Raw genomic sequence first — 23,734 nt, 5'->3', positions numbered from 1 at the left:
TTCGGTGGCGGGAGCCCTACGTGGTGTGGTCGCGATGGACGGCCCGTCCGGAACCGGGAAATCCACGGTTTCGCGCAAGCTCGCGACCAAGCTCGGCGCCGGCTATCTCGACACGGGCGCGATGTACCGCGTGGTCACCCTCGCCGTGCTGCGCGCCGGGGTCGACCCGGCCGACGCGCCCGCCGTGCTCGACGTCGTCGAGAAGGCCGCTCTCGGTATCGGGACCAGGCCCGACGAGGCGACGGTGACGCTGGACGGCGAAGACGTCGGCGCGGAGATTCGCGGCGGCGCCGTCACCACCGCCGTTTCCCCGGTCTCGGCCGTTCCCGCGGTCCGTGAACTGCTGGTCGCACGGCAGCGGGAGATCATCGACGAGGTACTCGGCCGGGTCGGCGGCATCGTCGTCGAAGGCCGCGACATCGGCACCGTCGTCTCCCCGGGCGCCCCGCTCAAGGTCTTCCTCACCGCTTCGGCCGAGGTCCGCGCCGCGCGCCGCAGCGCGCAGGACTCCGCCGCCGGTCGAGAGTCCACTGTGGACGGCGCCCGCGAGTCGGTCGAACGGCGTGACCGCCTGGACTCCACCCGCGCGGCGTCACCGCTGCGCGCGGCCGAAGACGCCGTCGAGGTGGACACCTCCCAGCTGAACATCGACCAGGTCATCGTCGCGCTGGCGGAACTGGCGCTGCACCGCGGTCTTCTCGAAGGCTGCCCCGCCGAGGCGGCGCGGTGACCGCGAAAGGCCTGCCCGAGGGCGCGACCGACCCGTTCCACACCTTCGGCCGGGGGATCTCGAAGTTCCTCGTCCGGCCCGCGTTCCGGGTCCGGGTCCACGGCGCCGACCGGGTGCCGCCGTCCGGGCCGGTGGTGTTCATCGCCAACCACAGCTCGATGGCGGAACCGGCGCTGCTGTTCGGAATGTGGTCGCGGCGCACGGCGTTCATGGTCAAGGAGGAACTCTTCCGGGGGTTCGTCGGATGGTTCTTCCCGAAACTGGGCCAGATCCCGGTGAAACGGGGCGCGGTGGACCGCAAGCCGCTGATGATGGCGGTCAAGGTGCTCGAGGACGGCGGTGCGGTCGGGATCTTCCCCGAAGGCACCCGCGGCCTCGGGGACGCTGAAAGCTTCGAGCGCGGCGCGGCCTTCCTGGTCCGCGCCGGGAAGGCGACGGTCGTACCGATCGCCACTCGAGGGACGTACAAACCCGCCGGCGCCAAGAGGCGTTGGCGGCCCCACGTCGACATCATGGTCGGCGAACCTTTCACTCCCGTGATCGGGAAGGGAAAGACAGGGCTGGAGGAGGGAACCGAGCAGCTTCGCAGCGCGCTCGCGGACCTCGTGAAGGCACTGGACGAATGGCGCTTGGAGCACGGGCTCCAAGACACGCGACAGAATGTGAAGTAAAAGAATGACTGAGCTTGACGGAGTCGGCGAGATCGACGGCTCCTGGTCCGAAGAGTCCGAATTCACCGCGTTGGACGCCCAGATCGCCGCAGGCGAGGCCGAGGAGGAGGCGCAGCTCGCGCAGCCGGTCCTCGCCGTCGTCGGCAGGCCGAACGTGGGCAAGTCCACGCTGGTCAACCGCATCCTCGGCCGCCGCGAGGCGGTCGTGCAGGACGTTCCCGGCGTGACCAGGGACCGCGTCGCCTACGACGCCTTCTGGGCGGGCCGCCGGTTCACCCTGGTCGACACGGGCGGCTGGGAACCGGGTGCCACCGGGCTGCAGGCCTCCGTGGCCGCGCAGGCCGAGATCGCGATGGCCACCGCCGACGCGGTACTGCTGGTCATCGACGCCAGTGTCGGCGCGACCGCGACCGACGAGGCCGTCTCGAAGGTGCTGCGCCGCTCGAAGAAGCCGGTGCTGCTCGCCGCCAACAAGGTCGACGACGACCGCCTGCTCGCCGACACCGCGTCGCTGTGGTCGCTCGGCCTCGGCGAGCCGTACCCGGTCAGCGCGCTGCACGGCCGCAGCTCGGGTGACCTGCTCGACGCCATCGTGAAGGCCCTGCCGTCGATGCCGCGCGACGGTGACCGCGCCACCGCCGGCCCGCGCCGGGTCGCGCTGGTCGGCAAGCCGAACGTCGGCAAGTCCAGCCTGCTGAACAAGATCTCCGGCGAAGAGCGGTCCGTGGTGGACTCGGTCGCCGGTACCACCGTCGACCCGGTCGACTCGCTGGTCGAACTGGACGGCGACACCTGGCGGTTCGTCGACACGGCGGGTCTGCGCAAGCGCGTCAACTCGGCCAATGGCGCGGAGTACTACGCGTCGCTGCGGACCAAGACCGCCATCGACGCGGCCGAGGTCGCGGTCGTGCTGCTGGACGCCGCCGAGCCGCTTTCCGAGCAGGACCTGCGGGTGCTGACCATGGTCGTCGAGGCGGGCCGCGCGTGCGTGCTCGCGTTCAACAAGTGGGACCTGGTCGACGAGGACCGCCGCCACGCCATGGTGCGTGAACTCGAGCGCGGTCTGGTGCGGGTGCCGTGGGCGGAGAAGGTCAACATCTCCGCGCTCACCGGGCGTTCCGTGCGCAAGATCGCGCCGGCGCTGCGGACCGCGTTGAAGTCCTGGGACCAGCGGGTTCCCACCGGCCAGCTGAACGGCTGGCTCGCCGACCTCGTCGCGGCGACCCCGCCGCCGGTGCGTGGCGGTAAGCAGCCGAAGGTGCTGTTCGCGACCCAGGCGGGCATTCGGCCGCCGACGCTGGTCCTGTTCACCACCGGATTCCTCGAGGCGGGCTACCGCCGGTTCATCGAACGCAAGTTCCGTGAGCGTTTCGGCTTCGAAGGCAGCCCCGTCCGGGTGAATATCCGGGTCCGGGAAAAGAAGCAGAGGCCCAAGGTCGGCGGTAAAGCGACGAAACCCAAGACTCGCTGATTTCCCACAATGTAGGTGAATATTTCACCGGGCGGGCACGTCGATGACCTCGGTCTTCGACGTGCCCGCCGGTGAGGTTCGACACTCTGGCGAGACCCTACCGAGATATGCCGTTGACCTGCGGTAAAGTAATAGGTCTGCTAGCGGGCGCCTCATTCGGAGAGCGAGCCCGAATGACGCACTTCGTGAAAGGTGTGATGGGCTTGCGCGCCCAGGGTTCTGTTTTGCCCAGCTTTGTTCGGCCCAGCTCTATTCTGCCTGTGGTGATGGCCCGATGACCCTGACCGCGGACTCCCGGCCGATCCCCTGCGTCGCCGACGTCACCGTCTCCCCGTCGCCCGCCCCGGTCGCCGACCGTGCCCTGTTCTGGTCGGGCCTCGGCGCCGGCGAGCGCACCCTGATCGACATCCTCACCGAGACCGCCTTCCGGCACCCCAACGCCGGCGCGATCGACGACGGCGAGACCACGCTGTCGTACCGCAAGCTCGTCGAGGAGATCGACGCCTACGGCCACAAGCTCAGTGCCAACGGCGTCGGGGTCGGCGACCGGGTCGGGGTCCGGATCTCTTCCGGCACCGCGGAGCTGTACATCGCCATCCTCGCGATCCTGTCCGTCGGCGCCGCCTATGTGCCGGTCGACGCGGACGACCCGGACGAGCGCGCCGACCTGGTCTTCGGCGAGGCCGACGTCGCCGCCGTCGTCTCCGACGGCGGCGCGATCACCGTCCTGGGAAGCCCCGGTGACGTCCAGGGCAGTCCCGTCCCGGCCGACGACGCCTGGATCATCTTCACCTCGGGTTCGACCGGCAAGCCCAAGGGCGTCGCCGTCTCCCATGCCTCCGCAGCCGCGTTCGTCGACGCCGAAGCGCAGCTGTTCCTCACCGAGGAGCCGATCGGCCCCGGTGACCGCGTCCTCGCCGGTCTGTCCGTCGCCTTCGACGCGTCCTGCGAAGAGATGTGGCTCGCCTGGCGCCACGGCGCCTGCCTGGTCCCCGCGCCGCGTTCGCTGGTGCGCACCGGTGTCGACCTCGGGCCGTGGCTGGTCGCCCAGGGCATCACCGTCGTCTCGACCGTCCCGACGCTGGCCGCGCTGTGGCCCGCCGACGCGCTCGAAGACGTCCGCCTGCTGATCTTCGGCGGTGAGGCCTGCCCGCCCGAACTGGCCGAACGCGTCGCCGTCGAAGGCCGCGAGGTCTGGAACACCTACGGCCCGACCGAGGCCACCGTCGTCGCCTGCGCCGCGCAGATGACCGGCGAGGGACCGGTCCGGATCGGCCTGCCGCTCGCGGGCTGGCAGCTCGCCGTCGTCAACGACGCGGGCGAGCCGGTCGCGATGGGGGAGACCGGCGAGCTGGTCATCGGTGGCGTCGGCCTGGCCCGCTACCTCGACCCGGAGAAGGACGCCGAGAAGTTCGCGCCGCTGGCCTCGCTGGGCTGGCGCCGCGCGTACCGCAGCGGTGACATGGTCCGCGCGGAGGCCGAGGGCCTGCTGTTCCTCGGCCGCCTCGACGAGCAGGTCAAGCTCGGCGGCCGCCGGATCGAACTCGGCGAGGTCGACGCCGCACTCCAGGCGCTGCCGGGCGTGCAGGGCGCCGCCGCCGCGATCCGCCGCACCAAGGCAGGCAACCAGGTTCTCGTCGGGTACGTCGTGCCCGGTGACGGCGTGAAGTTCGACCACGACGAAGCCTCGACCCGGCTGCGCGAGCAGCTGCCTGCCGCGCTCGTCCCGCTGCTGGCGCTGGTCGGCGAGCTGCCGACCCGTACCTCCGGCAAGGTCGACCGCAACGCCCTGCCGTGGCCGCTGTCCACTGTGGACGCCGCGAAGGCCGGGCTGTCGCCCACCGAAAGCTGGCTCGCCGAAGGCTGGGCGGAGATCCTGGGCGTCGCTGTCGACAACCCGAAGGCCGACTTCTTCTCCCATGGCGGGGGAAGCCTGACGGCCGCGCAGCTGATCGCGCGGATCCGCACCCGGCACCCGCAGGTGTCGGTGAACGACATCTACGCCAACCCGAAACTCGGCGCGCTGGCTTCGACGCTGGACGCGCTGAGCGGGCAGAAGACCGAACGCCGGGACATCGCGCCGACCCCGCGCAAGGCCGGGATCATCCAGTCCCTGCTGATGATCCCGCTGATGGGCCTGGTCGGCCTGCGCTGGACGACGATCGCCGCGGCGCTGTCGAACGTGCTCTCGCTGGCCGGTTTCGCCTGGGCGCCGACCCTGAGCTGGGCGTGGATCGCCGTCGCGTGGGTCGCGCTGTTCAGCCCGGCCGGCCGGATCGCGATCTCCGCGACCGGTGCGCGGCTGCTGCTGCGCGGGGTCCGTCCCGGCAGCTACCCGCGCGGCGGGAGTGTCCACTTGCGACTGTGGACGGCCGAGAAGCTCGCCGAGTTCAGCGGTGCGGACAGTATCGCGGGCGCGTCCTGGATGACGACGTACGCCAAGGCACTCGGTGCGCGGATCGCCAAGGACGTCGACCTGCACTCGCCGCCGCCGGTCACCGGCATGCTGAAACTCGGCCGCGGCGCGGCCATCGAACCCGAGGTCGACCTGTCCGGGCACTGGGTGGACGGCGATCTCGTGCACATCGGCAAGGTCCGGATCGGCGCCGACGTGCGGATCGGCGCGCGCACCACGCTGTTCCCGGGTGCGCGGATCGGCAAGGGCGCGGAGATCGCGCCCGGGTCGACCGTCCGCGGCAGCGTGCCCGCCGCCCGGGTCACCAAGGACGCGCTGAAGTGGCCGTTGAGCCGCCCGCCGCGTTCACGGCTGTGGGCTTCGGTCTACGGCGCGACTTCGGTCGCGCTGGGACTGCTGCCCGGCGTCGCCGCCTTGCCTGCCGTCGCTGTGCTCGGATACGCGATCGCCGGTACCTCGTCGCTCGGTGCCGCGCTCGGCCAGGCGTTGCTGTTCACACCGCTCGCCACCATCGCGTACTTCCTGACCTACGCCCTGCTCGTGCTCGTCGGCGTCCGATCGCTGAGCATCGGCATGGTCGAGGGCTACCACCCCGTGCACGGCCGCGTCGCCTGGCAGGTCTGGGCGACCGAGCGGCTGATGGGCATGGCACGAGAGGGACTGTTCCCCTTGTACGCCAGCCTGTTCACCCCGGTGTGGCTCCGGATGCTCGGGGCGAAGGTCGGCCGCAACGTCGAGGCGTCCACCGTGCTCGCGCTGCCGAAGATGACCCAAGTGGACAGTGGCGCGTTCCTGGCGGACGACACCATGGTCGCCACCTACGAACTCGGCCACGGCTGGCTGCACGTCGCCCCGGCGCGGATCGGCAAGCAGGCCTTCCTCGGCAACTCGGGGATGGCCGCGCCCGGCCGTTCGGTGCCCAAGCGCGGTCTGGTCGGCGTCCTGTCCTCGGCCCCGCTGAAGGCGAAGAAGGGCTCGTCGTACCTCGGGATGCCGCCGCTGGCGGTCCGCCGGGCGGTCGGCGAGTCCGACACGAGCCGCACCTTCACGCCGCCACTGCGGCTGAAGGTGGCCCGCGCTCTCGTCGAACTGTGCCGGATCGTGCCGGTGATGTGCGGCGTCGCGCTCACCGTGCTGGTCGCCGCCGGGATCTTCGCGCTCGCCTCGGCCTATGGCTTCCTGGTCGCCGTGGCGCTCGGCGGCCCGCTGATGCTCGCGGCCGGTGCCGCCGCCGCGCTGACCGCCACCGCGATGAAATGGCTGCTGGTCGGCCGCTTCCGCGCGGTCGACCACCCGCTGTGGAGTTCGTTCGTCTGGCGCAACGAACTCGCCGACACCTTCGTCGAGGTGCTGGCCGTCCCATGGCTGGTCGGTTCGCTCGGCGGCACGCCGCTGCTGGCCGCGTGGCTGCGCACCATGGGCGCCAAGATCGGCCGGGGTGCCTGGCTGGAGACGTACTGGCTGCCCGAATCGGACCTGGTGAGCCTGGGCGACGGCGCGACGATCAACCGCGGCTGTGTCGTGCAGACGCACCTGTTCCACGACCGGATCATGACGATGTCGCCGGTGACCCTGGACGAGGGAGCGACGCTCGGGCCACACGGTATCGTGCTGCCTGGCGCGAGCATCGGCGCGCGGACGACCGTCGGACCGGGGTCTCTGGTGACCCGGGGTGACGCGGTTCCCGCCGACTCGCGCTGGCTCGGGAATCCCATCTCGGCCTGGACGAAGTAAGGGAAGCGGGGTTCTTCGCGGGTGATTTCGAAGGCCTCCGCGCAGCCCTTGCCCGGCGCGGACACCTCCGGCGACTCCTATCTGCCCCATCACGGTAACGGCGGTTACCGGGTCCGGCACTACGATCTGGAGCTGGACTACAAGATCGGTCCCAACCGGCTTTCGGCCTCCGCGGCCATCACCGCGGAGGCGACGCAGGCGCTGTCGCGGTTCACACTCGACTTCGGCGAGTTCCGGATCAACCGGGTACTGGTCAACGGAAGACCGGCGAAGTACGTCCGGCGCGGGCACAAGTTGCAGGTGAAGCCGGCGAAGTCGGTGCCCGAGGGGGCCGAGTTCCTGGCGGAGATCCACTACGTCGGCAACCCGCGCCCGCTTGCCGGGCTGTGGGGAGACATCGGCTGGGACGAACTGACCGACGGCTCCCTCGTGGCGAGCCAGCCGGTCGGCGCGCCGTCATGGTTCCCGTGCAACGACCACCCGGCGGACAAGGCGACCTACCGCGTCGCGCTGACGACGTCGTCGCCGTACCTCGTCGCGATCACCGGGAACCTGGTTTCGCGGCAGGTCCGCGCGAGCACCACGCAGTGGGTCTACGAGCGGCCGGAGCCGACGCCGACGTATCTGATGAGTGTCCAAATCGGACGGTACGACGACGTCGAACTGGTCTCCGGACCCCGGCCCGGCTGGTCGTCGCAACCTTCGGTTTCGGCGTTCCGGATCAGCCTCGACGGCGATCAGGTGCTGGCCGCCGTCCCGCAACGGGCCGCCGTCCCGCCGCGCCTGCGTCGGCCGTTCTCACGCGATTTCGGGCGCCAGGGCCGGATCATGGACTCGCTGCAGCGGCTGTTCGGGCCGTATCCGTTCGGCGAGTACGTCATCGTGATCGCCGACGACGACCTCGACGACCCGATCGAAGCGCAGGGCATGTCGATCTTCGGCGCCAACCACGTCGACGGCAGGCGCACCCACGAGCGGCTCGTCGTCCACGAACTGGCGCACCAGTGGTTCGGCAACAGCCTGACCGTCGCCGACTGGCGCCACATCTGGCTGAACGAAGGCTTCGCGACTTACGCGGAATGGCTCTGGTCGGAGGAATCCGGCGGGCAGAGCGCGCACGCGTGGGCGAAGACGTGGCACGCCAGGATGAAAGCGAAACCCGCAGACCTGCGCCTTTCCGATCCCGGCGTGGCGCGGATGTTCGACGAGCGCGTGTACAAACGCGGCGGTCTGTTGTTGCACGCTTTGCGTTGTACCGTCGGCGATGCGGTGTTCTTCCCGCTGGTGAAGGCCTGGGCGGTGGAGAACCGGCACGGTCTGGTGACCACGGCCGGTTTCGTCGCTCTGGCCGAGCGGTTTGCGGGCCGTTCGCTCACTGGGTTCTTTGACGCTTGGCTCACCCAACCCGCGCTGCCGCCGCTCCCCACTCTCTGAGGTTCGAGTGCCCGCCGGACGTTGTGAAAGCCACTTTCGCAACGTTCAACGTTGCGAAAGTGGCTTTCACAACGTCCCGCGAAGTTATCCACAGATCGGCAGAAGGTACTGGCACGGGGGCGCGTGAGCCGCTGACAATCGTGGGGTGAAAACCGGCGAGTGGGCCCGTGATCCCGAGGGCCTCTACCAGTACAGCCGTGGCGGCGTGATCACCGTCGCGCGGCTCATCGAGCTCGGCGTTCCGTCGATGACTTGCTATCGGCGCTGCCGTCCAGGAAAGCCGTGGCAGCGTCTATTGCCGGGTGTATTGCTGCTCAGCTCTGGAGTGCCGACCCGTCGGCAGCTGGTCGATGCGGCGCTGCTGTACGGCGGTCCGGATGCGGTGGTGACCGGAGCTGCCTCCTGCCGGCGGCAGGGACTACGCGCGCTCCCGGTCCATCCTTTTCGCGTCCATCTGCTCGTTCCGCTTGAACACAAGGTCGGCAGTTCAGGTCACGTGATCGTCGAGCGGACGACACGGCTGCCGCAGTCGATCGTCTTGGACGGAGTACCACTGGTGCCACTGGCCCGTGCGGTTCTCGATGAATGTCGCCGACTCGGTTCGAGGCAATCGGTTTCGGCCCTGCTTGCCGAGGCGGTTCAGCGCGGGCTGAGCCCATCGGAGTTGTTCACTGAACTCGACGCCGGGAGCCGTCGCGGCACCGCGATCCCGCGCGAGGCTCTCCATCTGATAGCGGATGGCGCCCGGTCGGCCGCGGAGGTCGACGCCATGCGGGTGTGGAAGCTGACCGGTCTGCCCGAACCGCGATGGAACCACGAGCTGCGAGACGAAACGGGCGAATACATCGCGACGCCGGACGGCTATTTCGTCAAGGTGCGTCTCGCGTGGGAGGTCGACTCGTATGACTTCCACTTCGGCAAACAGCAGTACGCCGCGACGCTGGCGCGAAACGGCAGGTATGCGGCCGAGGGCATCGTCGTCCTGCAGACGCTGCCCAGCCGCTTGCGATCCGAGCCTCAGCGAGTCGCCGACGAGCTCGTCGCCGCGTACCGCGCTGCCGAGGCCCGCGCGCACCGTGCCGCCTGACCAGCCGAGAGATCGGATGTATTTGCGGCTTTCCGGGTGAGTGCTCTGGTCAAAGTGGGACTCTGTCTGGAAACATGCCGTCCGCCAGGGCTTGATCTACGTCAAACGTAGTATGAATCTGGAGGGCGACCCATGGCTGAACTGTCCAGGCGCTCGATGCTGAAGGGTGCCTCCGTCGCCGCGGGGGTGGCCACGTTCGGGGGGATCTGGGCGCAAGGAGCCCCTCCGGCGCACGCCGCGGGCGACGTTTATCGGCGGATCGTCGAAGACGCGACCATGGTGTGGAAGCGCCTGCCCCGGAGCTGGCAGGACGGCCCGTTCCTCGCCAACGGCTTCCTCGGCGTCCAATTGTACGCGGGTGCGCGGCCGAACGTCCTCAAGGTGATGGTCAGCCACTCCCAGGTCCAGGACCAGCGTGGACAGTGGGAGGCGGCGATCGGGTACTCGCGCCTCCCGATCGGGTATCTCACCCTCACTTTCGCCGGCGCGATCACGGCGGTGGACTGGCGCCTGGACCTGTATAACGCCGAACTCAACGGCACGATCACGACCACTCGCGGCACGGTCGCGTTCTCCGCGCTGGTGCACAACGACCAGGATCTCCTGCTCGTCTCGCTCACCCCGACCATCGGCGAGGCGGCCGCGGCCTGGGGGTTCACGCCGTTGCCGTCGGCGACGACCCGGACGATCCGCAAACCGCCCGAGTACACGGCCAATCCCGATCCGAAGCTCGCGACCGCGGGCGCCGTCCACTATTGCGAGCAGCCGTTGCACGCGGGTGGCGGGTACACGACGGCGTGGCGCGAGCGGACCATCGGGACTCGGCGGTTGCTCGCGGCCACGGTCGCGTATGGCTTTCCCAAACCGACCCATACGCCGGAAGCGATCACCCGGGTTCAGCGGGCGTCGGCGACGAATCCGGACGTGCTCGTCGCGGACCACCGGCGTTGGTGGAACGCCTTCTACCGGCGCAGCCTGGTGTCCATTCCGGACAAAAAGGTGCAGCGGTACTACTGGATCCAGCTGTACAAGGTCGCTTCGGCCACCCGGGCGAACGGACCGGTCGTCGCCGAATGGGGGCCGTGGTTCCCGGAGACGGGCAACAGCTGGACGGCCGTGTGGTGGAACCTCAATGTCCAGGTCACCTACCCGATCGTCAACAGCAGCAACCATCCCGAACTCGACGCGGTCACCGCGACCTTCCGCCGCGATCACGCCAACCTCGCACTCTCGGTCCCTCCCGCCTACCGGGACGGCGACACCTACGCCCTCTCACATCCGGGCGACTGGCGGCTGCGGCCCGGCGGCACCCGCGCGGTCGGGATTCCCGGGCCGGAGACGAAGAACGACCAGACCGGCAACCTGATCTGGGGGCTGCACAACGTCTGGCTCGCGTACCGGCACAGCATGGACATCCGCATCCTGCGCGACGTCCTGTACCCGACGCTCGCCAAAGCACTCAACTACTACCGCCATTTCCTCACCGTCGGCGCGGACGGCCTTCTGCGTCTGCCGATGACGCGTTCGCCCGAATACGCCGACGCGGCCGACTGCACATACGACCTTTCGTTGATCCGCTGGGCGGCGCGCACTCTGGTCGAGTCGGCGGCGAAGCTGCGCATCGACGACCCGCGGGTGCCCGCGTGGCGGGAGATCGGCGAGAAACTGGTGCCGTACCACCAGGATCCCGCCCACGGTGTGCTGATCGGCGACGGCGTCCCGCTGGCCGAGTCACATCGGCACTTCTCGCATCTGCTGTGGCTCTACCCGCTGCGCGAGAAAATCTGGGATCGTCCCGATGATCGAGACCTCATGCGTCGTACTTTCGCGCACTGGTCGAGTATCCAGGACAAGTGGCACGGCTACAGCTATGCCGCCGCGTCGTCGATGAGTTCGGTGATGGACTCACCCGAGGAAGCGTTGCGGTATCTGAAGGTCTTCCTCGACGGGACCATCGTGGCGAACACCCAGCTGACGCCCAACACGATGTACCGCGAGGGCGCGAACCTCGCCATCGAAAGTCCCATCACCGCCGCGCAGTCCGTGGTGGACATGCTCCTGCAAGGCGACCACGGGGTCCTGAAGATCTTCCCGTCGGTGTCGTCGTCCTGGCCGGAGGCGTCCTTCGAGAACCTGCGCGCGGAGGGCGCGTTCCTCGTCGATGCGTCCCGGCGGAACGGCGTGACCGAGTGGGTCCGTGTGCACAGCGAGGCAGGGGAACCTCTCACGCTCCAGCACGGTATCCCCGGTGACATCGAGGTTCGTGACGCCCGCGGGAGACAACTCCCTTGGCGGGCCGAAGGTCCGGGCACGATCTCGATCCCGCTCGGCCGTGGTGGCACGGCCGTGATCACCCGGCGTGGCGGACGACCCGACCTCCGTCCGCGCGATGTGCCCGCCGACGGGACCGCTCCGGCGTGGGGGCTGCCTGCCTGAGCGATCTTCCCTTCACGACAAGGAGGTCTGAAGATGGACATCACTCGCAGAACGGTGCTCGGCGGAGCGCTGGCCGGCGTGGCCGCGGCCGGGCTCGCGCCGTCGGCGTCGGCGGTGGAGGACGACTTCGCGCTCGGCGGCCTCGACTGGCCCGGCTTCCTCGGCTCCGCGGACATGCTGTGGCGCAGGATGCCGAAGACCTGGTACGAAGGTCCGTTCCTGGGCAACGGTTTCCTCGGCTCGGGCATCTACGCCGAGCCAGGGAAGAACGCCGTCCGATTCAATGTCCAGCACAGTGAAGTGCAGGATCACCGGCCCGAGTTCGGATCCCTGTTCGGTCTTTCCCGGCTCCCCATCGGCTATTTCACCCTCGAACCGGTCGGCGCGATCACCGGGATCGACTGGCGGATGGACCTCTGGAACGCCGAACTCAGGGGCACGATCACCACGGCGGCGGGCAGCCTGTCGCTGCGGGCCATCGTCCACACCGGACAGTCGTTGCTCGCGGTCGAGATCGAACCGACCGAGGGGGAGCGAGGCTTCCGGTGGGTGTTCCATCCCGCCGAAGCGGTGAGCCCTCGAACGGACCCGAAGTTCGGTAAACCGCCGCCCGCCGGGTATGTCGCCAATCCGCCCGCGACACTGGAAACGAGCGGTGACGCCCGGCTTTCGGTGCAGAGCCTGCTGGCGGGCGGCGAGCACGTGACGGCATGGCGCGAGATCACCTGGGGTTCCCGGCGCACGCTGTACGCGTCGGTGGCCTGGTCGCATCCGAAGAAGACGGCGGGTCGCGAGGCGCTGAAGGCCGTCCGCCGCGCGGAGCCGTTCGGTGTCCTGACGATCGAGCATCGCCGCTGGTGGCATGACTACTACCGGCGCGGGTTCCTGTCCATTCCGGACACTCGTCTGCAGGGCTTCTACTGGATCCAGCTGTACAAGATCGCCGCGGCCGCCCGCAAGGAGGCGCCGGTGATGGCGACCTGCGGCCCGTGGCTGGAACCGACCCCGTGGCCGGCGACGTGGTGGAACCTGAACGTCCAGCTGGAGTACTGGCTCATCCACGGCTCGAACCATCTGGAACTGGACGCCGTCGGTCACGCGCTCGGCAAGTACCGCGCGAACCTGACGAGCCAGGTCGCCGAGGAGTACCAGCACGATTCGGCGGGTATCCCGCGGACGACCGACATGAACCTGCTCAACGGCGCGGCCGGGACGAACTCGGGCTTCCCGGTCGGCATCCCGGGCAAGGAGACGCCGACCCCGGAGGTCGGCAACCTCACCTGGGCACTGCACAACGTCTGGCTGTCCTATCGGCACACGATGGACCGGCGTCTCCTGCGGGACACGCTGTTCCCGTTGCTGCGCAAGGCGATCAACTACTACCTGCATTTCCTCGCGCCCGGCTCGGACGGAAAGCTGCACCTGCCCGCGACGTTCTCACCGGAGTACGGCGTCAACGCGGCCGACTGCAACTACGACCTCGCGCTGATCCGCTGGGGGTGCAAGACCCTGCTGGAATCGGCGGCGGAACTGCGGATCGACGATCCGCTGGCCGGGCGGTGGCGGGAGGTGCTCGCCACGCTGACCCCGTACCCGGCCGACGTCAACGGCTACATGATCGGCGCGGGGGTACCGTTCGCGAAGTCGCACCGGCACTACTCGCATCTGCTGCAGGTGTACCCGCTGTACGAGATCACTTGGGAGCGGCCGGAGAACCGTCGGATCATCGAGACCTCGCTCGATCACTGGGTGGGCTTCGAGGGCGCGTTGCAGGGCTACACGTTCACCGGCGCCGCGTCGATGTCGGCGCAGATGCTGCGCGGTGACAAGGCGGAGTTCTACCTCGGCGAACTGCAACGGCGCTACATCCAGCCGAACACGATGTACAAGGAATCCGGCCCGGTCATCGAAACACCGCTTTCGGCGGCGCAGTCGCTGCACGACATGCTCGTGCAGAGCTGGGGCGGGGTCATCCGGCTCTTTCCCGCCGTCCCGGCCAAATGGGCGGACGCGGCGCTGCGTGACTTCCGCACGGAGGGCGCGTTCCTGCTCAGCGCCTCGAGGCAGGGTGGGAAGACCCGCTGGGTCAAGCTCACCAGCGAGGCGGGCGCGCCTTGCGTGCTGCGGACGGACATCGAGGGCGAGCTGACCGTGCGCGACCGTCAGGGGAGGCCGAAACGGTGGCGGCGGCTGCCGAACGGCGACGTCCGGATCGACCTGCGGCGCGGTGAGGAGGCCTTGGTGCACCGCAAGGGTGACCGGCCCGACCTCGAAATCCGCCCTGTCACGCCGAACGGGCCCACCGCGCCATGGGGAATGCCCTGAGCCCGCCGTGGCTCCGCCGGTAGTGATAGGCGAGAGTGTTCCTGAACTTCGATCCGGACGACAGGAGCACAGATGTCCCAGCCGCCGCAGCCGGGCGAGCCCGAAGGCCAGGACCCTGCCCCCGGCTGGCAGCAGCCCTCCCCGCAGCAGCCTTACCCGCAGCAGCACCAGCAGCCATACCCGCAGCAGCCGTACCAGCAGCAAGGCTGGTACGGGGCGCCGCAGCAGCCACCGCCGTCGAAGAACAAGACGGCGTTGTGGGTCGGGCTGGGCGTGCTCGGCCTGGTAGTGGTGGTCGCCGTAGTGGCGATCACCGGCTTCGTGGCACCGGGGTTCTTCCTGTCCGATTCGAAGAGCGAGGGAACGGCCGCGTCGTCGTCCTCGACGCCCGCGCCGTCGTCGAGCGCTCCGGACGGGCCGTCGCAAAACCCGGTGCAGATCCCCACGGCACGGACCGAACTGCCGAAACGCTCGGCTCCGCTGGCGGATCCGACGAACTGCGCCTACCCGGCGGACACCACGAAAGAGCCGGCGAAGAAGGTCGACCCGCCGGCGGCCGGCCCGACGCAGGCTTCGGGCACGGTGGCTGTCACGGTCAAGACGACCGCGGGGGACATCGGGCTGACCCTGGACCGCGCGCTCGCGCCGTGCGCCGTGGCCAACTTCCTTTCGCTGGCGCAGCAGAAGTACTACGACGGCCACTCGTGCCACCGGCTCGGTGCCTCGGGGCTGCAGATGCTGCAGTGCGGTGACCCGGGCGGCGATGGGATGGGCGGACCCGGCTACACCATCCCGGACGAGATCTTCTCCACGCTCAAGTACGGCCGCGGTCTCCTCGCCATGGCGAAGACCCAGGCGCCCGACTCCGGCGGTAGCCAGTTCTTCCTGGTCTTCGGTGAAGCGGAACTGCCGCCGAACTACACGGTGTTCGGGAGCATCTCGGACGCGGGCCTGCAGGTGCTGGACAAGGTCGCGCGCGGTGGGGTGAACGAGTCCGGAGGCCCCGGCGACGGGACCGGGCCGCCGCTCATCCCGGTGACGTTCCAGAGCATCACCGTCGGCTGAGCGATGCTATGAACGGCCCGTTACTTGCGAAATTTGCAAGTAACGGGCCGTTCATAGCACGCCAGGAGCGGTGTCAGAGCGGGTTGGCCGCCCCGAGCGGCGCGGTGCAGAACGGTCCGCCGACGTACTCGGCCGCCACGCCGGTCGGCGCCGGCTTGTCCGCCAGCTGGTCCGCGTAGGTCTCCGCATTGTCGAGCGACTTGTAGCCCAGTTCCTCGGCTTCGGCGAGCGAGTAGATGCGGCGCGTGTTGTCGGAGACGCCCCAGATCAGCCGGTAGCCGGGCGAGGGGTAGCTCAGGCAGGCCTCGAAGAGGCGGGCGCCGTCGTCGGGGGAGAGCCAGGTCGTCAGGCCGCGCGGGCCGAGGACGAGCGGGCTTTCGAAGCAGGAGCCGATGCGGATGACGATCACGTCCATGCCGAACCGCGAGTGGTACAGGCTGCCCAGCGATTCGATGGCCGCCTTGCTGACGCCGTAGTAGGTGTCGGGCCGGGGCGTCGAGTCGGCGGGCAGACCGCTCTCACCGGCCTCGTCGTTGCGGCGGAAACCGACGGAGTGGTTGCTGGAGGCCAGGATCACCCGCGGCACACCGGCCGCCCGCGCGGCGTCGAGGACGATCTGGGTGCCGTTGATGTTGACGTCGAGCGTCGCTTCCCACGAGTTCTCGCGGCTGTGCCCGCCGAGGTGGATGACCGCGTCGACCCCGGCGCACGCCTTCGCCATCTCCTCCGGGTCGGTCACCGACGCGGTGATCAATTCGACGTCCTCGCCTCCCGAGGCTTCGGGCTGCGCGGCGAGGTCGAGCAGCCGCAGCACCCGTCCGGGACGGCGCAGGCGCGGCCGCATGAGGGTGCCGACGATGCCCGCCGAGCCGGTGATCAGGACGCGCTGGTCTGCCATGGGTGCCCCTTCGAGGAAAGTACGAGTGATAAGCGATCAGCGGATACCGGCGCGACGCAGCTGCTGGCCGAGTTCCGCGGTGATTTCGGCGAGGAGTTCGCCGACGCGCTGGGCGTCGGCGTCGGTGACCTCGGTGATCGGCATGGAGCAACTGATCGCGTCCGTGCCGGGGATGCGGTAGGGGATCACCGCCGCGACGCACCGGACACCGAGGCTGCCTTCCTCGATTTCCGCCGCATAGCCGCGTTCGCGGGTCTTCGCGCATTCGGCGTGCAGGACTTCGGGCGTGGTGATGGTGTTCGGTGTCAGCGCGGACAGCTCGCCGGTCAGCAGTTCGCTGATCTCGTCGTGCGTCAGTTCGGCCAGTAAAGCCTTCCCCAGCGCGGTCGCGTGGGTCGGCAGGGTACGGCCGACGCGGGAGACGAGATGTGTCGAGTGCCGGGACTCGCGCGTCTCCAGGTAGACGACGTCGGTGCCCTTGCGCCGCGCGAAGTGCGCGGTGAACCCGGTCTTCTCCCGGATCCGCTCCAGTGCCTCCGTCGCGAACGGGACGACGGGGTCGCGGTCGAGGTAGGCCGTGCCGCAGATCAGCGCCCGGACGCCGAGGCGGTACCGGGCGGTGTTGGTGTCCACCTCGAGCCAGCCGGCTTCGAGCAGGGTGCGCAGCAGCCCGTGCAGGCTCGACCTGGGAAAACCGGTCCGCGCGTGGAGATCCGACAGGGAAAGCCAGACGTCGTTGGCGGCGAAGGTCTCGATCAGATCGATCGCCCGGCGCGCCGATTTGACCCCGGCGGGCTCCGGCGCGGTGGTCGCGCCGTTCGACACCGTGACAGCGGCTTCCTGCTGTGGCATCCGCGCTCCTCCATCCGGCCGTTGACTTGTGACTCCGGCCATATTAGCGTCCCGAACAGCGTTCTTATGGATGAACATAATCACTATAACAGACTCCGTTCATGGATGTGAATAGGTCGGGCTTAATCGCATCATCGTGGACGCGGAGAGGAGTCAGCGGTGCACTTTCTCGACTGGATGATGGTGTGCGCGTATTTCGCGCTGATGGTGGTGATCGGCTGGTGGTCGCACAAGCGGATCCACGACGTGAAGGACTTCTTCACGGCGGGGGGCAAGATGCCATGGTGGCTGACCGGGATCTCGCACCACATGTCCGGTTACAGCGCGGTGCTGTTCGTCGCCTACGCCGGTGTCGCTTACACGGACGGTGTCACCGTCTACTTCTGGGGCATGGCCAGTATCGGTATCGGCGTCGGTATCGGTAGCTGGCTGTTCGCGGGGCGCTGGAACCGGCTGCGGTCGAAGCTGGGCGTCGCCTCACCGCTGGAATACCTTGCGAAGCGGTACAACATCCCGACCCAGCAGGCGCTCGCCTGGAGTGGCAGCCTGCTGAAGATCTTCGACATCGCGGCGAAATGGTTCGCCATCGCCACGATCCTCAACGTCTTCGCCGGGGTGGACTACACCTGGGGCATCATCATCACCGGCACCATCACCCTCGTCTACTGCACCGTCGGCGGTCTCTGGGCCGACGCGCTCACCGACTTCGGCCAGTTCATCATCCAGGCCATCGCGGCGCTGGTGATGCTCTGGGTGGTGCTGGAGAGGCTCGGTGGCATTTCCGGCCTGTGGACGATGTGGGGTCAGCTGCCCCCCAGCCACCTCAACCCGACGACGCCGAAGTTCACCACCGTCGTGCTGCTCGTCTACGTGCTGGTGAAGACACTGGAATACAACGGTGGCATGTGGAACCTGGCGCAGCGCTACATGGCCGCGCCCGACACTCACGCGGCTCGTCGCGGCGCCCGGCTGTCCTCGATCCTTTACCTGGTGTGGCCGTTGTTCATGATGTTCCCGATGTTCGCCGCGCCGCTGCTGTTCCCGGACATCCAGAACCCCAACAACGCGTACGCGATCATGACCACCGAGCTGCTGCCGACGGGGCTGATCGGCCTGGTGCTGGCGGGCATCTTCTCCCACACCATGGCGATGGTCTCCTCCGACGCCAACGCGATCTCCGCGGTGATCACCCGGGACATGCTCCCCGTACTGGTCAAGAAGACGAGGCAGTGGACCGACACGCAGGGGTTGCTGGCGGCCCGTGTCACGACCGTCGTCTTCATCGTGCTGACCATGGCCGTCGCCACGCAGGCGCCGAAACTCGGTGGTGTGCTGGGTATCGTGGTGCTCTGGGTGGCCGCGCTGATGGGGCCGATCTCGGTGCCACTGCTGCTGGGCATGCTGCCCTGGTTCCGCAGGTCCGGTTCGCGGGCCGCGCTGGTCTCCTGGGCGGGTGGCCTGATCGCCTACGCGATCGCCTACTACGGCTTCAACGCGACGCTGTCGGTCACCGTGTCCACGCCGATCCTCGTGTCACTGGCCCTCTACATCGGGCTCGGCTATCTCATGCCCGAGCGGAAGGCGAGCACTGACGAGATCATCGACACCATCAACGGAGACGACGACGTCACGCACGACAAGACCGACAAGGGCGCCACAGTGCCCGCATAAGGAACCGGTACACCGGGACCAACCGACAAAGAACGAAAGAGAAAATCCATGGCACAGCCCAAGTTCGAGGCACGTTCTCCCGCTGAGAACTCATCAGCACGAGTCGAGCTCGACGGCCTCCTGGCGTTCCCCCTGACACCCTTCACCGAGGGTCTGGAACTGAACCTCGACGCGTTCGCTGAAAACGTCGAGAGCCATGTGGCCGCCGGAGCCGGCGCGCTGTTCGTCGCCTGCGGTACCGGCGAATTCAGCTCGCTGTCCCCGGACGAGCACGCGGAGATCCTGCGTCGGGCTCGCGAGGTCGTTTCCGGGCGCGTACCGGTGTGGGTGGGAGCCGGCGGCGGTGCGGCGACGGCCCGTGCCGGGATCGCGGCGGCGGAGGCGGGCGGCGCGGACGGCGTCCTCCTCCTGCCGCCGTACCTGGTGACCGGTCCGCCTTCGGGCCTGGTCGACCATGTCCGTTACGCCGTCGGGGATTCCTCGATCCCGGTGATCGTCTACCACCGCTCGCCGGGGGTGTTCACCGCGGACTCCGCTGTCGACCTCCTCGACATCCCGTCGGTGGCAGGCCTCAAGGACGGCTTCGGCGACGTCGAACTGATGAGCCGGATCGTCACCACGATCCGCTCGGTCGACACCGACCGGGCCCGGGAGTTCCTGTTCTTCAACGGGCTTCCCACCGCCGAGGTGTCCGCGCGCGCCTACTCCGCCATCGGCGTGGCGCGGTACTCCTCGGCCGTGCACTGCTTCGCCCCCGAGATCGCGGCCCGCTTCCACCGCGCGCTCGCCGAGAACGACGACGCGGTGATGGAAGCGTTGCTCGCCGGCTTCTATCTGCCGCTGGTGGCGCTGCGGGACGAGGGTCGGGGCTTCGCGGTGTCGCTGGTCAAGGCCGCGGCGCGGCTGCGCGGCGACAAGGTCGGCTCGGTCCGGCCGCCGCTGGTCGAACCGTCCGCCGAACAGATCGCGCGGCTGGAGAAGATCGTCGACGACGGACTCGCCATCCTCAAGTCCGTCGAGGCCGGTGCCTGAAAATGAAGGTTCTCGACGTCGTCCTGACCCCGGTCGCCTTCGCCGACCCGCCGCTGCTCAACGCGATGGGCGTGCACGAGCCCTTCGCGTTGCGCGGCGTCGTCCAGCTGATCTGTGAGGACGGGGTGGTCGGCCTCGGCGAGTCCTACGGCGACCTCGCCTTCCTCGACCAGGTCAGGAAGGTGCTGCCCGAACTCAAGGGCCAGGACGTGTTCGACCTGCCCGGCCTGCGCCGGACGGTCGCGACCACGCTCGGCGAGGTCGTCTTCGCCGACGCGCACGGGCTCACCGGCGGGTTCTCCGTCAGCAAGACCGTCGCCAGCGTGTACTCGCTGTTCGAGGTCGCCGCGCTCGACGCGCAGGGCCACTACCTCGGCAGGCCGGTGGTGGACCTGCTCGGCGGCAAGGCACGCGACGCCGTCGACTTCTCCGCCTACCTGTTCTACAAGTTCGGTGCCCATCTCGGCGCCGAGGACGACTCGTGGGGCGAGGTGGTCACGCCGGAGGCGCTCGTCGGCGAGGCACGGCGCATGGTCGACGAGTACGGTTTCCGTTCCATCAAGCTCAAGGGCGGCGCCTTCGACCCGGATCAGGAGATGGCCGGGATCCGCGCGCTCGCCGAGGCGTTCCCGGACCACCCCCTGCGGATCGACCCGAACGCGGCCTGGACGCCTCTGACCGGTATCCGGGTCGCCGAAGAACTCGACGGCGTCCTGGAGTACCTCGAAGACCCGACGCCGGGGATCGAAGGCATGGCGCGGGTCGCCGAAAAGGCGAACATGCCGCTGGCCACCAACATGTGCGTGGTCCGGTTCGCCGACATCGAACCGGCGTTCCGGCAGCGGGCGGTCGGCGTCATCCTGTCGGACCACCATTACTGGGGCGGTCTGCGCGACACCCAGGCGTTGTCGATCACCGCGGAGTGCTTCGACGTCGGGCTTTCGATGCATTCGAACAGTCATCTCGGGATCAGTCTGGCGGCTATGGTGCACGTGGCCGCGGCGACGCCGCACCTGACCTACGCCTGCGACACCCACTGGCCGTGGAAGACGGCCGACGTCATCGCGCCGGGTGCGCTGGAGTTCGTCGACGGTGCGGTCGCGGTGCCCGACAAGCCGGGGCTCGGGGTCGAACTGGACCCCGACGCGCTGGCGCGGGCCCATGAAGACTATGTCCGCTGTGGACAGACAAAACGGGATGACGTGACCTATATGCGGAAGTTCGTCGGAGACTTCGAACCGAATACGGCACGGTGGTGACGGCGTGAAGGTCACCGGATACGCCTATCCCTGGGACGTCGTCGACGATCCCGGGTTCGTGGAGCGGGTGCGTGAACTCGGTGTCGACGAGGTCGCCGTCGCCGTGTCGTATCACAGCGCCCGCGCCGCGACGCCCTGGTCGCCCGAGCGGACGTCGATCGTCGCGCGCCACGCGGCGCTGTACCGGCCGGTGCGCGAGGAGGCCTGGGGTGAGCTGCGGCCCGCCGAACCGGACTGGGTCGAAAGCCGCGACAGCGCGGGCGACGCCGTCCGGCTGCTGAACGAAGCCGGGATCCCGGCCGCGGCGTGGATCGTGCTGACCCACAATTCGCAGCTGGGCACGGAGTTCCCCGAGTCCACCATGCGGAACTGTTTCGGTGAGCGGTACCCGTGGGCGCTGTGCCCGGCGCAGCCGGCGGTGCGCGAGTACGCCGCGAACGTGACCGCGGAGAGCCTCGCCGGACTGGACTTCGCCTCGGTCATCCTCGAGGCGTGCGGCCCGCTCGGCGCCGTGCACCAGCACCAGCACGAAAAGACCGACGGCGTCTGGTCTCCCGCGACCGCCCGGATCCTGTCCGTCTGCTGCTGCGACGCCTGCCTGGAGAACTGGGCCGCGGCGGGTCAGAAGCCGGAGAAGGCGCTGGGCAAGCTGCGCGCCGAGGCCCGCAGGCTGATCGACAGCGGTGAGCTCCGCGTGACCGAGGACAAGATCCTGCCGACACTGAGGCAGGTCCTGCTCGAAACACGGCAGAAGGCGACCGACGCGCTCCGGCGCGAGGTGCTCGCGAAGATCCCGGCCGGGCCCCGGATCGTGCTCCACGGCGCGATGGACCCCTGGGTCACCGGTGCGCTTCCCGGGCTCACGCCGTCGGTCGCCGACGACGTCGACGCCGTGGTGCTGCAGAACTGGGCACCCGGTCACGCCAGCCGGGAGGCTGTCGCGACGGCACGGGCGAAGCTGCCTTCGAAGGTCGCCGTCGGCAGCTACATCACCGCGGTGGCGCCGAGCCCGGTGCCCGACATCGAGGCCTACACCTCCGAACTGGGCAAGGCGGGCGCCACCGAATTGCACCTGTACCACCTCGGCCTCGCCGGACCGGGGCGCTGGGCGGATCTCATCGCCGCCACCAGCGCCGCGCAAGAACTCTTTTAGGGAGAGCAGAAGCACATGAGCCAGGCAACAGATCCCGCCACGCTCGAACAGATCCTCGCGGCCGCCGCCGCTGCGGCAGGCACGGCGGCGGCCGCGACCCCAGTCGAGCGCGCGGCTTGGCTGAACGCCGCCGCGGACGCCCTCGACGCGTCCGCGGACGAACTGATCGCCTTGGCCGCCGCGGAGACGCACCTCCCGGCTTCCCCTCGCCTGCAGGGAGAACTGAAGCGCACGACGTTCCAGTTGCGCCTGTTCGGCGAGGTGCTGGCCGACGGCACGTTCCTCGGCGCCACCGTCGATCACGCGGACGCCGCGTGGCCGATGGGCCCGCGCCCGGACATCCGCCGGCTGCTCACGCCGATCGGCCCGGTGCTGGTGTTCGCCGCGAGCAACTTCCCGTTCGCGTTCAGCGTCGCGGGCGGCGACACCGCCTCCGCGCTCGCCGCGGGCTGTCCCATCGTGCTCAAGGCGCACTCCGGACATCCGGAACTGTCCGCTCGTACCGGCGAGGTCCTGGCCGAGGCACTGGTCAAGGCGGGTGCGCCGGAAGGGATCTTCGCGGTCATCTACGGCCAGCAGAACGGCGTGGCGGCGCTGAAGGACCCGCGGATCCAGGCGGCGTCGTTCACCGGCTCGGTCCCGGGCGGGCGCGCGCTGTTCGACATCGCGACCTCGCGGCCGTCGCCGATCCCGTTCTACGGCGAACTGGGCAGCGTCAACCCGGTGGTCGTGACCCAGACGGCGATCGACGCGCGGGGCGAGGCGATCGCCCAGGGTTACGCGGGTTCGTTCACCCTCGGCGCGGGGCAGTTCTGCACCAAGCCGGGTCTGCTGTTCCTTCCCGAGGGACACGGCTTGGAGGACGTGCTACGCGAGGCCGTCTCGGCGATCCCGGCGCAGCCGATGCTCAACGAGCGCATCGCGGCCGGTTTCGCCGACGGGCTGGCGAAACTGCGTGACGTGTCGGGTGTCGAGGTGCTGTCGGAGAACGACGCCGCGGACGGGATCTCGCACGGCCCGACGCTGCTGGCCACCACCGCCAAGGACTTCCTGGCGGACGCCGACACCGTTCGCGAGGAGTGTTTCGGCCCGGCGTCGCTGATCGTCACCTACACCGATCAGGCCGAGCTGATCAGCCTGCTCGACGTGATGGAACCCGGGCTCACCGCGACCATCCAGGGCGAAGAGTCCGATGTGGACTGGATGCGGGGCGTGATCCCGTCGCTGACCCGGATCGCCGGCCGTCTCCTGTGGAACGACTGGCCCACCGGCGTCACCGTCAGCTGGGCACAGGAACACGGTGGTCCCTACCCGGCGACCACCGCGCCGACCAGCACTTCCGTCGGCACCGCCGCGATCGAGCGGTTCCTGCGACCGATCGCCTGGCAGGGGTTCCCCGACGAACTGCTGCCGGAACCGTTGCAGGAGAACAACCCGTGGGGACTGCCTCGCAGGACCGACGGGAAACGCTAGAAAGCTCGTGAGTGGTAATGACGGTTC

At 69.0% G+C, this 23,734-nt stretch carries 16 protein-coding genes; 14 read left to right on the top strand and 2 right to left on the bottom strand.

All coding sequences use genetic code 11. The annotated features are described in order from the left end of the window. The first annotated feature begins 25 nt into the window (after positions 1 to 25). The 9 genes from cmk (at position 26) to ACLJRL_RS37035 (ending at position 15,369) form a co-directional block, all read left to right on the top strand. The gene (cmk, locus tag ACLJRL_RS37075; protein WP_410661083.1) at positions 26 to 730 is read left to right on the top strand and encodes a (d)CMP kinase; all 705 of its coding nucleotides are present in this window, start codon (positions 26 to 28) and stop codon (positions 728 to 730) included. Next, positions 727 to 1,401: a lysophospholipid acyltransferase family protein gene (locus ACLJRL_RS37070; RefSeq protein WP_410661056.1), complete on the top strand. Its 675-nt coding sequence runs from the start codon at positions 727 to 729 to the stop codon at positions 1,399 to 1,401. The genes cmk and ACLJRL_RS37070 overlap by 4 nt, the downstream gene beginning before the upstream one ends. A 4-nt stretch (positions 1,402 to 1,405) precedes the next feature. Further along, entirely contained in the window at positions 1,406 to 2,872 is a 1,467-nt protein-coding gene (der, locus tag ACLJRL_RS37065; protein ID WP_410661055.1) for a ribosome biogenesis GTPase Der, read from the top strand. A gap of 274 nt (positions 2,873 to 3,146) precedes the next feature. Continuing rightward, positions 3,147 to 7,022, top strand: a complete 3,876-nt coding sequence (locus tag ACLJRL_RS37060; RefSeq protein WP_410661054.1) for a Pls/PosA family non-ribosomal peptide synthetase — start codon at positions 3,147 to 3,149, stop codon at positions 7,020 to 7,022. A 21-nt stretch (positions 7,023 to 7,043) separates the two neighbouring features. Beyond that, entirely contained in the window at positions 7,044 to 8,456 is a 1,413-nt protein-coding gene (locus ACLJRL_RS37055) for a M1 family metallopeptidase (protein ID WP_410661053.1), read from the top strand. 145 nt (positions 8,457 to 8,601) lie between these two features. Further along, entirely contained in the window at positions 8,602 to 9,543 is a 942-nt protein-coding gene (locus ACLJRL_RS37050; protein ID WP_410661052.1) for a hypothetical protein, read from the top strand. A gap of 132 nt (positions 9,544 to 9,675) precedes the next feature. Next, complete coding sequence (locus ACLJRL_RS37045) at positions 9,676 to 11,979, top strand: glycosyl hydrolase family 95 catalytic domain-containing protein (RefSeq protein WP_410661051.1); 2,304 nt, start codon at positions 9,676 to 9,678, stop codon at positions 11,977 to 11,979. 33 nt (positions 11,980 to 12,012) lie between these two features. Beyond that, positions 12,013 to 14,304, top strand: a complete 2,292-nt coding sequence (locus tag ACLJRL_RS37040; RefSeq protein WP_410661050.1) for a glycosyl hydrolase family 95 catalytic domain-containing protein — start codon at positions 12,013 to 12,015, stop codon at positions 14,302 to 14,304. A 72-nt stretch (positions 14,305 to 14,376) separates the two neighbouring features. Further along, complete coding sequence (locus ACLJRL_RS37035) at positions 14,377 to 15,369, top strand: peptidylprolyl isomerase (protein WP_410661049.1); 993 nt, start codon at positions 14,377 to 14,379, stop codon at positions 15,367 to 15,369. Between the two features lie 73 nt (positions 15,370 to 15,442). On the opposite strand, the gene ACLJRL_RS37030 is transcribed toward ACLJRL_RS37035, so the two are convergent. Both ACLJRL_RS37030 and ACLJRL_RS37025 read right to left on the bottom strand, forming a co-directional pair. Continuing rightward, entirely contained in the window at positions 15,443 to 16,267 is an 825-nt protein-coding gene (locus ACLJRL_RS37030) for an NAD-dependent epimerase/dehydratase family protein (protein WP_410661048.1), read from the bottom strand. A gap of 36 nt (positions 16,268 to 16,303) precedes the next feature. Then, a complete protein-coding gene (locus ACLJRL_RS37025) occupies positions 16,304 to 17,119 on the bottom strand; it encodes an IclR family transcriptional regulator (protein ID WP_410661047.1) in 816 nt (271 codons plus the stop codon). A gap of 159 nt (positions 17,120 to 17,278) precedes the next feature. On the opposite strand from ACLJRL_RS37025, the gene ACLJRL_RS37020 reads away from it, so the two are divergent. The 5 genes from ACLJRL_RS37020 to ACLJRL_RS37000 are packed head-to-tail and all read left to right on the top strand — an operon-like array spanning position 17,279 to position 23,707. Further along, positions 17,279 to 18,790 (top strand): sodium:solute symporter family protein, encoded by a 1,512-nt coding sequence (locus ACLJRL_RS37020; RefSeq protein WP_410661046.1) that lies wholly within the window; start codon positions 17,279 to 17,281, stop codon positions 18,788 to 18,790. Between the two features lie 48 nt (positions 18,791 to 18,838). Continuing rightward, positions 18,839 to 19,822, top strand: a complete 984-nt coding sequence (locus ACLJRL_RS37015; protein ID WP_410661045.1) for a 5-dehydro-4-deoxyglucarate dehydratase — start codon at positions 18,839 to 18,841, stop codon at positions 19,820 to 19,822. A gap of 2 nt (positions 19,823 to 19,824) precedes the next feature. Next, a complete protein-coding gene (locus tag ACLJRL_RS37010; protein ID WP_410661044.1) occupies positions 19,825 to 21,081 on the top strand; it encodes a glucarate dehydratase family protein in 1,257 nt (418 codons plus the stop codon). Between the two features lie 4 nt (positions 21,082 to 21,085). After that, the gene (locus ACLJRL_RS37005) at positions 21,086 to 22,234 is read left to right on the top strand and encodes a hypothetical protein (protein ID WP_410661043.1); all 1,149 of its coding nucleotides are present in this window, start codon (positions 21,086 to 21,088) and stop codon (positions 22,232 to 22,234) included. Positions 22,235 to 22,249: 15 nt separating this feature from the next. Continuing rightward, positions 22,250 to 23,707: an aldehyde dehydrogenase (NADP(+)) gene (locus tag ACLJRL_RS37000; RefSeq protein WP_410661042.1), complete on the top strand. Its 1,458-nt coding sequence runs from the start codon at positions 22,250 to 22,252 to the stop codon at positions 23,705 to 23,707. Positions 23,708 to 23,734 lie beyond the last annotated feature (27 nt).

Origin of the sequence: Amycolatopsis sp. lyj-112 (assembly GCF_046549055.1) — a bacterium.
Taxonomy (GTDB): Bacteria; Actinomycetota; Actinomycetes; order Mycobacteriales; family Pseudonocardiaceae; genus Amycolatopsis.
The sequence above is the reverse complement of the archived record's forward strand: the minus strand, read 5'-3'. Positions and strand labels throughout refer to the sequence as shown.

What these genes read in the sequence shown, in the direction of transcription:
- ACLJRL_RS37045 (WP_410661051.1), top strand. Translation starts at nt 9,676, where the DNA reads ATGGCTGAACTGTCCAGGCGCTCGATGCTGAAGGGTGCCTCCGTCGCC.
- ACLJRL_RS37025 (WP_410661047.1), bottom strand. Translation starts at nt 17,119, where the DNA reads ATGCCACAGCAGGAAGCCGCTGTCACGGTGTCGAACGGCGCGACCACC.
- ACLJRL_RS37035 (WP_410661049.1), top strand. Translation starts at nt 14,377, where the DNA reads ATGTCCCAGCCGCCGCAGCCGGGCGAGCCCGAAGGCCAGGACCCTGCC.
- ACLJRL_RS37040 (WP_410661050.1), top strand. Translation starts at nt 12,013, where the DNA reads ATGGACATCACTCGCAGAACGGTGCTCGGCGGAGCGCTGGCCGGCGTG.
- ACLJRL_RS37030 (WP_410661048.1), bottom strand. Translation starts at nt 16,267, where the DNA reads ATGGCAGACCAGCGCGTCCTGATCACCGGCTCGGCGGGCATCGTCGGC.
- ACLJRL_RS37060 (WP_410661054.1), top strand. Translation starts at nt 3,147, where the DNA reads ATGACCCTGACCGCGGACTCCCGGCCGATCCCCTGCGTCGCCGACGTC.
- ACLJRL_RS37015 (WP_410661045.1), top strand. Translation starts at nt 18,839, where the DNA reads ATGGCACAGCCCAAGTTCGAGGCACGTTCTCCCGCTGAGAACTCATCA.
- ACLJRL_RS37010 (WP_410661044.1), top strand. Translation starts at nt 19,825, where the DNA reads ATGAAGGTTCTCGACGTCGTCCTGACCCCGGTCGCCTTCGCCGACCCG.
- ACLJRL_RS37000 (WP_410661042.1), top strand. Translation starts at nt 22,250, where the DNA reads ATGAGCCAGGCAACAGATCCCGCCACGCTCGAACAGATCCTCGCGGCC.
- der (WP_410661055.1), top strand. Translation starts at nt 1,406, where the DNA reads ATGACTGAGCTTGACGGAGTCGGCGAGATCGACGGCTCCTGGTCCGAA.